Source organism: Kosakonia pseudosacchari (assembly GCF_900184035.1).
Lineage (GTDB): Bacteria > Pseudomonadota > Gammaproteobacteria > Enterobacterales > Enterobacteriaceae > Kosakonia > Kosakonia pseudosacchari.
The window spans coordinates 307,554-320,191 of the sequence record NZ_FXWP01000010.1 but is presented as its reverse complement, the minus strand read 5'-3'; the positions used below and the strand labels follow the sequence as shown (position 1 = coordinate 320,191).

Here is a 12,638-nt window from a genome sequence, read left to right as displayed (position 1 = left end):
GAAAAGGTATGAAGAACTGGAAAACGCTGCTTCTCGGTATCGCTATGGTTGCGAATACCAGTTTTGCCGCGCCTCAGGTTGTTGATAAAGTCGCCGCCGTGGTCAATAACGGCGTGGTGCTGGAAAGTGACGTTGATGGTTTGATGCAATCCGTGAAGGCCAACGCAGGCCAGGCGGGGCAGCAGTTACCGGACGACGCAACGCTGCGCCACCAGATCCTTGAACGTCTGATCATGGATCAAATCATTTTGCAGATGGGCACGAAAATGGGCGTCAAAGTGACTGACGAACAGCTCGACGCCGCCATCGCCGACATTGCCAAACAGAACAACATGACGATGGATCAGATGCGTAGCCGTCTGGCCTATGACGGGGTGAATTTCAGCACCTACCGTAATCAGATCCGCAAAGAGATGATCATCTCTGAAGTGCGTAACAGCGAAGTGCGCCGTCGCGTCACGGTGCTGCCACAGGAAGTCGAAGCCCTGGCGCAGCAGGTAGGCAACCAAAATGATGCCAGCACCGAGCTGAATCTGAGCCACATTCTGATCCCACTGCCGGAAAACCCAACTTCTGATCAAGTGAACGAAGCGGAAAGTCGGGCGCGATCTATTGTGGAACAGGCTCGCAACGGCGGTGATTTTGGCAAACTGGCCATCACTTACTCTGCCGATCAGCAAGCACTGAAAGGCGGTCAGATGGGCTGGGGTCGAATTCAGGAACTGCCGAGCATCTTTGCTCAGGCGCTGAGTACGGCGAAAAAAGGCGATGTCATTGGCCCAATCCGCTCGGGCGTTGGCTTCCATATCCTGAAAGTGAACGATCTGCGCGGTCAGACGCAGAGCATCTCTGTGACAGAAGTTCATGCCCGTCATATTCTGCTGAAACCGTCGCCGATCATGAGCGACGATCAAGCACGCGTGAAACTGGAACAGATCGCTGCCGATATTAAGAGTGGCAAAACCACCTTTGCTAACGCAGCGAAAGAGTTCTCTCAGGATCCGGGTTCTGCAAACCAGGGCGGTGATCTCGGCTGGGCGTCTGCGGATATTTACGATCCGGCCTTCCGCGATGCGCTGATGAAACTAAAACGCGGCCAGATGAGCGGCCCGGTTCACTCCTCCTTTGGCTGGCACCTGATCGAAATGCTGGACAGCCGTAACGTTGACAAAACCGACGCGGCGCAAAAAGACAGAGCCTATCGCATGCTGATGAACCGTAAGTTCTCTGAAGAGGCGGCAGCCTGGATGCAGGAACAGCGTGCCAGCGCCTACGTCAAGATTCTGAGCAACTAATGAAAACACAGCGTGTCGTTATCACTCCCGGCGAACCCGCCGGGATTGGCCCGGATCTGGTAGTGCAACTCGCCCAGCGCGACTGGCCGGTTGAACTGGTTATCTGTGCAGACGCAACGCTGCTGACCGACCGGGCCTCGCGGCTCGGTCTACCGCTTCAGCTGCGCGGTTACGATCCAACAGCCGCAGCAGTACCGCAACAAGCGGGCACGTTAACGCTGTTGCCCATCCCTTTGCATGCGCCCGTCACCGCTGGCGTACTTAATACACTTAATGGCACTTACGTTGTTGATACCCTCGCCCGCGCGTGCGACGGCTGTCTGAGTGGCGAATTTGCAGCGCTGATTACCGGTCCGGTGCATAAAGGGGTGATCAACGATTCAGGCACGCCGTTTACCGGTCACACGGAGTTTTTCGAAGAGCGCTCTCACGCCGCCAAAGTGGTGATGATGCTGGCGACCGAAGAGCTACGCGTGGCGCTGGCGACCACGCACTTGCCCATCAAAGCCGTGGCCGACGCCATTACGCCTGATTTATTGCGGGAAGTGATCGGCATTCTGCACACGGACCTGCAACAGAAGTTTGGTATCGCCCAACCGCATATTCTGGTCTGCGGCCTGAATCCGCATGCTGGTGAAGGCGGCCACATGGGGACGGAAGAGATTGATACCATCATTCCGGTGCTCAATGAAATGCGCGCGCAAGATATGAATTTAAGCGGTCCGCTGCCTGCCGACACGCTTTTTCAGCCCAAATACCTTGATAATGCCGACGCCGTACTGGCGATGTACCACGATCAGGGTCTGCCCGTGCTAAAATACCAGGGCTTTGGCCGCGGCGTGAACATTACCCTCGGTTTACCCTTTATTCGCACATCCGTCGACCACGGCACCGCGCTTGAACTCGCGGGCAAAGGAACAGCGGATGTCGGCAGTTTTATTACGGCGCTTAATCTCGCCATCAAAATGATTGTTAATACTCAATGAATACTCGCGTCCATCAGGGCCATTTAGCCCGCAAACGCTTCGGGCAAAACTTTCTCCACGACCAGTTCGTGATCGACAGCATCGTCTCGGCCATCAACCCGCAAAAGGGTCAGGCCATGGTCGAAATCGGTCCAGGCCTTGGCGCGCTCACCGAACCGGTGGGCGAACGTCTGGATAAATTAACGGTCATTGAGCTTGACCGCGACCTGGCTGCACGCCTGCAAACGCATCCATTTCTTGCACCTAAACTGACTATTTATCAGCAAGATGCAATGACCATGGATTTCGGTGAACTCTCAAAAACGATAGGTCAGCCGCTGCGTGTTTTCGGTAACCTGCCGTATAACATCTCCACGCCGTTGATGTTCCATCTGTTTAGCTATACTGATGCCATTGCCGACATGCACTTTATGCTGCAAAAAGAGGTGGTGAATCGCCTGGTTGCAGGGCCAAACAGTAAGGCGTATGGTCGATTGAGCGTGATGGCGCAGTACTACTGCCAGGTTATCCCGGTGCTGGAAGTACCGCCCACCGCGTTTGCACCGCCGCCAAAAGTGGATTCTGCTGTGGTTCGTCTGGTGCCGCACGCTCAATTACCGCATCCGGTGAAAGAGATCCGCACGCTGAGCCGCATTACCACCGAAGCGTTTAATCAGCGTCGTAAAACCATTCGCAACAGCCTCGGCAACGTCTTTACCGTTGAAGTGCTGGCGTCGTTAGGTATCGATCCGGCGATGCGCGCGGAAAATATTTCTGTTGCGCAATATTGCCAGTTGGCGAACTACCTGACTGAGAATGCGCCGCCGAAGGAGAGTTAACGTATGAGCAATTCGCCCCGAGTTTGTGTTCAGGTACAAAGCATCTACATCGAGTCTCAGTCCGCTCCCGACGATGAACGCTATGTTTTCGCTTACACCATTACCATCCGGAACCTGGGGCGAACCCCTGTCCAGTTGCTCAAGCGCTACTGGCTTATCACCAATGGAAATGGCCGCGCAACGGAAGTTCAGGGCGAAGGTGTGGTTGGTGTACAGCCGCACATTGAGCCAGGCGGCGAATATCAATATACCAGCGGCGCGGTGATTGAAACGCCGCTGGGCACCATGCAAGGCCACTACGAAATGATCGATGCGCAGGGAGAAACCTTCCGCATCGCTATTCCGGTCTTCCGACTCGCCGTTCCAACACTTATCCATTAATACAATGTCTACATACCTTATTGGTGACGTTCATGGTTGCTACGATGAACTCGTCGCGCTGTTAAAACAGGTTGAATTTTCACCTGAGCAGGACACCTTATGGCTGACGGGCGATCTGGTCGCACGCGGCCCTGGCTCGCTTGAGGTATTGCGCTTCGTCAAATCACTTGGTGACAGCGTACGTATCGTGCTGGGTAACCACGATTTGCACCTGCTCGCCGTTTACGCCGGCATCAGCCGCAACAAGCCCAAAGACCGGCTTACCCCACTGCTGGAAGCGCACGACGCCGACGAGCTAATTAACTGGTTGCGCCGCCAGCCACTGCTGCAAATTGACGAAGAGAAAAAACTGGTGATGGCGCACGCCGGGATCACCCCGCAATGGGATCTGGAAACGGCTAAACATTGCGCGCGTGATATTGAAGCCGTGTTGTCGAGCGACTCTTATCCGCTTTTTCTCGATGCCATGTACGGCGATCTGCCGAACCACTGGACGCCTGAGCTCAGCGGTCTTGCCCGCCTGCGCTTTATCACCAATGCCTTTACCCGCATGCGCTACTGCTTCCCGAACGGGCAGCTCGATATGTACTGCAAAGACATCCCTGAGAACGCACCCGCGCCGCTAAAACCGTGGTTTTCAATTCCGGGACCGGTAGCGCAAGAGTACAGCATCGCCTTTGGTCACTGGGCATCGCTGGAAGGCGCAGGGACGCCTGAAGGCATCTACGCGCTGGATACGGGCTGCTGCTGGGGTGGCGTGATGACCTGCCTGCGCTGGGAAGATAAACAGTACTTCACGCAAGCGTCGAACCGCCAGATGGATTTGGGCGACGGCGAGGCAATTGCCTCCTGAAATCATTTCCCCGGCCTGGGCCGGGGAAAGAGAAGAACCGTGCAACCACGGTCGTAGCGCAGTGAATTAACGACGCTCGAGGATCTCGAAACAGTAGCTGTGAGAATTCTGCGCGTCCGCATCGTGGAACTCACTGAACACGGAATCCCAGTCGTCCGGATCGTAATCCGGGAAATGGGTATCACCTTCCACTTCTGCATCAATGTGCGTCAGGTACAAACGCTGCGCTTTCGGCAGAAACTGCTCGTAAACACGACCACCGCCAATCACCATGATCTCTTCAGCGTCACCGCATTGTGCAATCGCTTCATCAACGGATTTCACCCATTGCACGCGATCGTCAGTACCCGGCTGGCTACTGATCACAATGTTCTTACGCCCCGGCAGCGGACGACCGATGGATTCCCACGTCAGGCGTCCCATGACTACCGGTTTGTTTAAGGTATTGCGTTTAAACCAGGCGAGATCGGCAGGTAAATTCCACGGCATTGCATTCTCCATGCCGATGACGCGATCCACTGCCAACGCCGCAATCAGACTGATCATTTATTCATTCCTGGAAGCCAAAAAATTGTCGCCACTATACGGAAAGCGCAATCTTTCGTCGACGGGGCGCGAGGTAAAGAATAAGAAAATTTTCTATTCTGCTGGCGGCACCGCACCCCGAATCTGCACCGCCAGCTTTCCAGCCGTGTTGAATCAGCACGTTATCCGTAAGCGACGATTTACGCTTGCGGTTTAACTGCCGGCTCGTCTGCGGGATCGCCCGTATGACGCCCCTCTTCCGTACCTTGCCAGCCGTGGCGCTGGGTTAATGACAGATGCGCTCTGTCTTCCGAAATGATCTCCGTCAGCATCGCGCTGGTGCGTTTAAACACCGCCGCGCGCGCCTGCGTATCGTTTTCCACCTGCGCCATCTCTTCCACCATCGCGGTGTTGAAACGACGGAAATGATCGGCGCGTTCACGCGCTTCATACGAACCAAGCCCCAACCCTTCCAGCGCCAGCCTTCCGGTTTTCAACGCCGCTTCGAAGGTTTCACGCTCCGGTTTCTCGACACCCGCCTGGCGCAAGCGAATGTAGTGATCGACATCGCGGGCGCGGGCAATAATGCGCAGATCCGGAAAGTGCTCTTTCGCCAGCTCCGTTAATTGTAGGCTGGCCTGCGGATCGTCGATGGCATTAATTAATACTTCTGCCCGCCCGGCACCGGCGGATTCCAGCAAATCAACGCGTGTCGCATCGCCATAAAACACCTTCATGCCGAATTTACGCAGTGTTTCAATATGATCGGGATCGTGATCCAGAACCACCATCTTCACGCCGCTGGAGAGCAACAAACGCCCGGCGATCTGCCCGAAACGTCCGAACCCGGCAATAATAACCCGCGCTTCTTCCTCGTCGATTTCGTCCGCTTCGCGCTCCTGCTGACTGCCGGATGCTTCAAGACGGGCCAACAGCACCAGTAGCAGCGGCGTTGCAGCCATCGACAACGCGACCGTCAGAGTTAACGCTTTCGCCCATTCGCTATCCAGCACCTGCGCGGTTTGCGCGGTGCCAAACACCACAAAGGCGAACTCACTTCCCTGCCCGAGCAGGGCGGCAAACCATAAACGCTGCTTGCCAGGAACGCGTAACGGACGGGCAATCAGCCACAGCACCGCGCTTTTGATCACCAAAAAACCGACCAGCAACAGTAAGATGCGCAGTGGATGCGTCACCAGCGTGCCGAAGTCAATCGACATTCCCACGCCGATAAAAAACAGCCCAAGCAGCAAGCCTTTAAAGGGTTCAATATCGCTTTCCAGCGCATGGCGATATTCGGAGCTGGCAAGCAACACACCGGCAAGAAACGCGCCCATTGCCATCGACAGTCCCGCCTCTTCCAGCAATAAGCCGAAACCGAAGACCAAGAACAGTGCCACGGCGCAGAACACTTCCCGTAAACCGGATCGCGCAACGAAGCGCAACGCCGGGCGGGCAATATAGCGCCCGATCAGCACCACCAGCGTCAGCGCGGCAACCACTTTGAGCGCTGAAAGCGCGAAGGCACTGAGCGTCATCGCCCCGCCGCTGGCAGCCAGTAGAGGGATCATCGCTACCAACGGGATCGCGGCAATATCCTGGAACAACAGCACGGAAAAGGCGCTGCGCCCCATTTGCGATACGGTAAGGTTGCGCTCATTCATCGCCTGCATGGCAATTGCTGTTGATGACAACGCCAGCGTCAGACCAATTAATACCGCAACCGGCCACGGGAGTCCGAGAAGCGCACAAAACCCGCCGAGCAATAACCCACAACTGGCCATTTGCAACGCGCCGCCGCCAAACACCGAGGCACGCAGTTTCCATAAACGCTGCGGATCGAGTTCAAGGCCAATCACGAACAGCATCAGTACGACGCCGATTTCCGCAAAATGGAGAATTGATTCCGCGTCAGTTACCAGCCGCAATCCCCACGGGCCAATAATGCCCCCGGCAATCAGATAACCAAGCACTGACCCCAGCCCCAGGCGCATGGCGATCGGCACGATCAGCGCCGCCGACCCGAGATAGATCAGCGCCTGAATTAACGAATGGCTATCCATGCTGCACCTCCTGCCACTCCAGTAAACGTTGTTTGTAATGGCGCGCCTGCGCCTGCAACGTCTCATCGTCGCAGATAAACGTACAGTGCACGGCAAAAGGCGGCAGCCAGTTCATCCCGCAATAAAGCGCTGTCGCCTGCAGCGGCTGGGAAAGCACATCAAAACCAGGGTGCGAGCCGATATCAAAATGGTGGTCATCCCCACCCGTTGTCACCGCCCACAGCACATTTTTGCCGTGAAGCGCGGTTCCACCGTGACCATACGCCCAGCCGTGCGCCAGCACTTTATCCAGCCAGAGTTTGAATAATGGCGGCACGCTGTACCACTGCATCGGGTGTTGCCAGATAACCAAATCGGCACGGGAAATCGCCTCCTGCTCGGCGGCGACGTCAATATTGAAGTCAGGATAGAGTTCGTAAAGAGAACGTATTTCAACGTTTTCCAGCGTCCCTGCCTGCTCAATCATGCGCTTATTCGCATGCGAATGCTGCGGATAAGGATGGGCATAAATTATGAGGATCATTGATTAACCTGTTTTCACTACACGCTTTTTCTTGAAAGTGTAGTCAGTTAATCGTCTGGCTAAAAGCGGCAATCTGTGCGGGAATAGCGGAAAGGCATGCGGCAGCCGGAGCCACCGCAAGTGAGGAAGGGATTAGTTATCCAGTTCGCTCATGTTTTTCACCTGATCGCGGTTAATCTGCTCGGTTTTTCCGGTTTCGGCATTTTTATAAGAAACCAGCCCGGTGTCATCATCAACCTGCGGTTTGCCGTCGGTCACAATGGTGCGACCATCAGTCGTGCGTACTGCCTGGTTGGAGGAGCACCCGGCAACGGTAAACAGTGCTGCTGCAGTAAAAATCGAGGTCATCAGAAGTTTAGTTCGCATGGTTATCTCCCTGCTTTCCAGTGAATTTCATTCGTCTGTTAAGCCATTTTAGGTTAACTCACTGAACGGTGGGGAAAATGCAGAACACTCTGAAGGGGGAAGTAAAGAACCCTCTCTCCGCAAGGGAGAGAGGGGAGCAGATTATTTGCTAATCTGCGCGTGCATTTCCTGTACGGAAATCACTTTTTCTGTGGCATCGGCATTCAGCGCCATCGCGGTAGCAAAGCCGCCGTTCAGCGTGGTGTCGTAGTGCACTTTATACTGCAGCGCGCTGCGGCGAATCAGCTTGGAATCCTCAATCGCCTGGCGCCCCGCCGTGGTGTTGATGATGTAGGTATATTCGCCATTCTTAATACGATCCTGAATGTGCGGTCGACCTTCATGCACCTTATTCACCAGACGCGGGTTAATGCCCGCTTCACCCAGTACAATCGCCGTTCCGTGGGTCGCATCCAGCTCAAAGCCCTGTTTCAGCAGCTTCGCGGCGAGATCCACCACGCGCTCTTTATCCCCCTCGCGTACCGACAGCAGCGCGCGCCCCTGTTTCTTCATGGTCGAGTTACTACCCAGTTGCGCTTTGGCGAAGGCTTCGGCGAACGTACGTCCCACACCCATCACCTCACCGGTAGAGCGCATTTCTGGCCCTAACAGCGGGTCAACGCCAGGGAATTTGTTAAACGGCAGCACCACTTCTTTCACCGAGTAGTACGGCGGGATAATCTCTTTGGTGTGACCTTGCTGAGCCAGCGTTTTGCCGGTCATCACGCGCGCCGCCACTTTCGCCAGCGGTACGCCGGTGGCTTTGGAGACGAACGGAACAGTACGTGCGGCACGCGGGTTCACTTCAATCAGGTAAACCTCGTTATCTTTCACCGCAAACTGCACGTTCATCAGGCCGCGAACCTGCAATTCAAACGCCAGTTTCTGCACTTGCTGGCGCATCACATCCTGAATTTCCTGGCTCAGGGTGTAAGCAGGCAGCGAACAAGCGGAGTCGCCGGAGTGTACGCCCGCTTGTTCGATATGCTCCATAATGCCGCCAATCAGCACAGTTTCGCCGTCGCAAATCGCATCAACATCCACTTCCACCGCGTCGTCGAGGAATTTATCCAGCAGTACCGGCGCGTCGTTGGAAACGCTAACCGCGGTCATAAAGTAGCGACGCAGATCCACTTCGTCGTAGACGATTTCCATCGCGCGACCACCGAGGACATAAGAAGGACGCACCACCAGCGGGTAAGTAATCTCTTTCGCTTTCTCAACTGCCTGCTCCAGCGCCGTAACTGTGGCGTTAGCAGGCTGTTTCAGTTTCAGGCGTTCAACCGCATGCTGGAAGCGCTCGCGGTCTTCCGCACGGTCGATAGCATCCGGGCTGGTGCCAATCACAGGGACACCGGCGGCTTCCAGCGCACGCGCCAGTTTCAGCGGCGTCTGCCCGCCGTACTGCACGATAACGCCTTTTGGTTTTTCGATACGCACGATTTCCAGCACATCTTCGAACGTTACTGGTTCAAAGTAGAGACGATCGGAGGTGTCGTAATCGGTCGAGACCGTTTCCGGGTTACAGTTGACCATGATGGTCTCGTAACCATCTTCGCGCAGCGCCAATGATGCGTGTACGCAGCAGTAGTCAAACTCAATGCCCTGGCCGATACGGTTTGGCCCGCCGCCGAGCACCATAATTTTTTCGCGATCCGGGTTCGGGTTAGCTTCGCACTCTTCTTCATAGGTGGAGTACATGTAAGCGGTATCGGTCGCGAACTCCGCCGCACAGGTATCCACACGCTTGTAAACCGGGTGCAGGTTGTACTGGTCGCGCAGTTTGCGGATTTCCGCTTCGCGCACACCGACCAGGGTTGCCAGACGGGCATCGGCAAAGCCTTTACGCTTCAGGGTACGCAGGAAGTCAGCGTCGAGGCCGTTGATGCCCACGCTTGCCACCTGCTCTTCCAGGCGCACCAGCTCTTCGATTTGCACCAGGAACCAGCGGTCGATGTTGGTCAGGTTGAACACGCCATCAACAGATAAGCCCGCACGGAACGCATCGGCGATGTACCAGATACGCTCAGCGCCGGCGTCTTTCAGTTCGCGGCGGATTTTCGTCAGGGCTTCCGGGTCGTCAAGGCTCACTTTCGGGTCGAAACCGGTCGCACCCACTTCCAGGCCGCGCAGCGCTTTCTGCATTGATTCCTGCTGGGTACGGCCAATTGCCATCACTTCACCAACAGATTTCATCTGCGTGGTCAGACGGTCATTCGCGCCCACAAATTTCTCGAAGTTGAAGCGAGGAATTTTGGTCACAACATAGTCGATAGATGGTTCGAACGAGGCCGGAGTACGCCCGCCGGTGATGTCGTTCATCAGCTCATCCAGCGTGTAGCCCACCGCCAGTTTCGCCGCGACTTTAGCAATCGGGAAACCCGTCGCCTTCGACGCCAGCGCCGAAGAACGCGATACGCGCGGGTTCATTTCGATAACAATCAGGCGACCATTTTTCGGGTTCACCGCGAACTGCACGTTAGACCCGCCGGTTTCAACGCCGATTTCACGCAGTACCGCCATCGAGGCGTTACGCATGATTTGATACTCTTTGTCGGTCAGCGTTTGCGCAGGGGCGACGGTGATGGAATCACCGGTGTGGATGCCCATGGCGTCGAAGTTTTCAATCGAGCAGACAATGATGCAGTTGTCGTTCTTATCGCGCACCACTTCCATCTCATACTCTTTCCAGCCAATCAGCGACTCATCAATCAGCAGCTCATTGGTAGGTGAAAGATCAAGACCGCGGGCACAAATCTCTTCAAACTCTTCGCGGTTATAGGCGATACCGCCGCCGGTGCCGCCCATGGTAAAGGAGGGGCGAATAATGCACGGATAACCGACATCAGCCGCGACAGCCAGCGCTTCATCCATGGTATGCGCGATACCGGAACGCGCCGTGTCGAGGCCGATTTTTTTCATCGCAATGTCGAAGCGACGGCGGTCTTCCGCTTTATCAATCGCATCGGCAGTCGCGCCAATCATGGTGACGCCAAACTCTTCCAGTACGCCCTGGCGTTCCAGTTCCAGCGCGCAGTTCAGCGCGGTCTGGCCGCCCATGGTCGGCAGCACCGCGTCCGGGCGCTCTTTTTCAATAATTTTGCGTACTACTTCCCAGTGGATCGGCTCGATATAGGTCGCATCAGCCATCTCCGGGTCGGTCATAATGGTCGCCGGGTTGGAGTTGACCAGAATGACGCGATAACCCTCTTCACGCAGCGCTTTACACGCTTGTGCGCCAGAGTAGTCAAATTCACATGCCTGGCCGATAACAATCGGGCCAGCGCCAAGGATCAGGATGCTTTTTAGGTCTGTACGTTTTGGCATTGCTCTTTTCTCCTGATTATTTGGCGGTATGACGATACTGCTCGATTAACTCAATAAAGTGGTCAAACAGCGGCGCGGCGTCGTGCGGGCCTGGACTTGCTTCCGGGTGTCCCTGGAAACTAAACGCCGGTTTATCGGTGCGGTGAATGCCTTGCAACGTGCCATCGAACAGCGATTTGTGCGTTACGCGCAGGTTTGCAGGCATTGACGCTTCATCAACCGCGAAACCGTGGTTCTGCGCAGTGATCATCACAGTATTGTTATCGATATCTTTTACCGGATGGTTACCGCCGTGGTGGCCAAACTTCATTTTCACCGTCTTCGCACCGCTCGCCAGTGCCAGCAACTGATGACCCAGACAGATACCGAACACCGGAATATCCGTTTCAAGGAAGGTTTTAATCACCTCGATGGCGTAATCGCACGGTGCCGGGTCGCCAGGACCGTTAGACAGGAAGATGCCGTCCGGATTGAGTTTCAGCACATCCGCCGCCGGGGTTTTCGCCGGAACGACCGTCAGGCGGCAGCCTCTGTCTACCAGCATGCGTAGGATGTTGCGTTTTGCACCGTAGTCGTATGCGACAACGTGGTACGGCAACTCACTCTCGCTCTTCGCCGGCGGCAGGTCATCCGCCAGTGTCCAGCTGCCTTGCGTCCAGCTGTAGGTTTCCGCCGTTGTGACTTCTTTCGCCAGATCCATACCGTTCAGGCCCGGGAAGGCTTTCGCTTTTTCCAGCGCCAGCGCGGCATCAACGTTATCACCCGCGATGATGCAGCCGTTCTGCGCGCCCTTTTCACGCAGCAGACGCGTCAACTTACGGGTATCAATATCCGCAATCGCCACAATGTTATGGCGCTTAAGATAAGAAGAGAGATCTTCGGTACTGCGGAAGTTGCTGGCAATCAGCGGCAGGTCACGAATGACCAGACCTTGCGCATGTACCTGGGAGGATTCTTCATCAGCGGAGTTAGTGCCGACATTGCCGATATGAGGATAAGTAAGAGTAACAATTTGGCGGGAATAGGAAGGATCAGTGAGGATTTCTTGATAACCGGTCATTGAAGTATTGAAAACGACTTCCCCAACCGCCGTGCCCGTTGCCCCTATGGCCCGACCGTGAAACTGGGTTCCGTCTTCCAGAACCAATAGCGCTGACTTAATCAAAACACCCTCCAGAGAATATTCACTCACTTTATTTGCATATTAATTCATATTGAGAGCCTGAATCAATGCAAATTTGCTTGCCGTGGATTTTTGGCAAACGGCGGCATTCTGGAGAGATGTCGGTTAAAAGTCAACTTTTCTCCGGTATTTTTCTTATTCTTTTACGCCACTGCCCCTTTTTACTGGATTTAATCGATAAAAAGATCAGATAAACTCAGCGGGAAAACGCTTGCGCGCTGAGAAAATTGCATTTTCTAACGGCGGATATCAAAAAAGTAGACCAGATGGTCAAAATTT

11 protein-coding genes are annotated in these 12,638 nt (G+C 55.1%); 5 read left to right on the top strand and 6 right to left on the bottom strand.

Annotated features, from left to right (window positions below; all coding sequences use genetic code 11):
- The first annotated feature begins 8 nt into the window (after window positions 1-8).
- Genes surA through apaH form a run of 5 tightly spaced genes read left to right on the top strand, consistent with a single transcriptional unit; the run spans window position 9 to window position 4,333 of the window.
- The gene (surA, locus tag BN2591_RS07895) at window positions 9-1,295 is read left to right on the top strand and encodes a peptidylprolyl isomerase SurA (protein WP_086870474.1); all 1,287 of its coding nucleotides are present in this window, start codon (window positions 9-11) and stop codon (window positions 1,293-1,295) included.
- Window positions 1,295-2,281, top strand: coding sequence for a 4-hydroxythreonine-4-phosphate dehydrogenase PdxA (gene pdxA / locus BN2591_RS07890; RefSeq protein WP_086870472.1), 987 nt, complete (start codon window positions 1,295-1,297; stop codon window positions 2,279-2,281). The genes surA and pdxA overlap by 1 nt, the downstream gene beginning before the upstream one ends.
- Window positions 2,278-3,099, top strand: a complete 822-nt coding sequence (gene rsmA / locus BN2591_RS07885) for a 16S rRNA (adenine(1518)-N(6)/adenine(1519)-N(6))-dimethyltransferase RsmA (protein ID WP_020456512.1) — start codon at window positions 2,278-2,280, stop codon at window positions 3,097-3,099. Before pdxA ends, rsmA begins: the two co-directional genes overlap by 4 nt.
- Before the next feature lie 3 nt (window positions 3,100-3,102).
- Window positions 3,103-3,480, top strand: coding sequence for a Co2+/Mg2+ efflux protein ApaG (gene apaG / locus BN2591_RS07880; RefSeq protein WP_086870470.1), 378 nt, complete (start codon window positions 3,103-3,105; stop codon window positions 3,478-3,480).
- 4 nt (window positions 3,481-3,484) lie between these two features.
- On the top strand, window positions 3,485-4,333 hold the full coding sequence (gene apaH / locus BN2591_RS07875) for a bis(5'-nucleosyl)-tetraphosphatase (symmetrical) ApaH (protein WP_086870468.1): 849 nt from the start codon (window positions 3,485-3,487) through the stop codon (window positions 4,331-4,333).
- Window positions 4,334-4,399: 66 nt separating this feature from the next.
- Here apaH and folA read toward each other — a convergent pair whose 3' ends face one another.
- The 6 genes from folA to carA form a co-directional block, all read right to left on the bottom strand.
- Window positions 4,400-4,879: a type 3 dihydrofolate reductase gene (gene folA / locus BN2591_RS07870; protein WP_086870466.1), complete on the bottom strand. Its 480-nt coding sequence runs from the start codon at window positions 4,877-4,879 to the stop codon at window positions 4,400-4,402.
- A gap of 179 nt (window positions 4,880-5,058) precedes the next feature.
- The gene (gene kefC / locus BN2591_RS07860) at window positions 5,059-6,921 is read right to left on the bottom strand and encodes a glutathione-regulated potassium-efflux system protein KefC (RefSeq protein WP_086870464.1); all 1,863 of its coding nucleotides are present in this window, start codon (window positions 6,919-6,921) and stop codon (window positions 5,059-5,061) included.
- Window positions 6,914-7,444: a glutathione-regulated potassium-efflux system oxidoreductase KefF gene (gene kefF, locus BN2591_RS07855; RefSeq protein ID WP_086870462.1), complete on the bottom strand. Its 531-nt coding sequence runs from the start codon at window positions 7,442-7,444 to the stop codon at window positions 6,914-6,916. Before kefF ends, kefC begins: the two co-directional genes overlap by 8 nt.
- A gap of 132 nt (window positions 7,445-7,576) precedes the next feature.
- Window positions 7,577-7,810: a YgdI/YgdR family lipoprotein gene (locus BN2591_RS07850; protein WP_086870460.1), complete on the bottom strand. Its 234-nt coding sequence runs from the start codon at window positions 7,808-7,810 to the stop codon at window positions 7,577-7,579.
- Between the two features lie 141 nt (window positions 7,811-7,951).
- Window positions 7,952-11,176 carry a carbamoyl-phosphate synthase large subunit gene (gene carB, locus BN2591_RS07845; protein ID WP_086870458.1) on the bottom strand — a complete coding sequence of 1,075 codons (3,225 nt, stop codon included), beginning with the start codon at window positions 11,174-11,176 and terminating at the stop codon, window positions 7,952-7,954.
- A gap of 16 nt (window positions 11,177-11,192) precedes the next feature.
- Window positions 11,193-12,341: a glutamine-hydrolyzing carbamoyl-phosphate synthase small subunit gene (gene carA / locus BN2591_RS07840; protein ID WP_086870456.1), complete on the bottom strand. Its 1,149-nt coding sequence runs from the start codon at window positions 12,339-12,341 to the stop codon at window positions 11,193-11,195.
- Window positions 12,342-12,638: the final 297 nt, after the last annotated feature.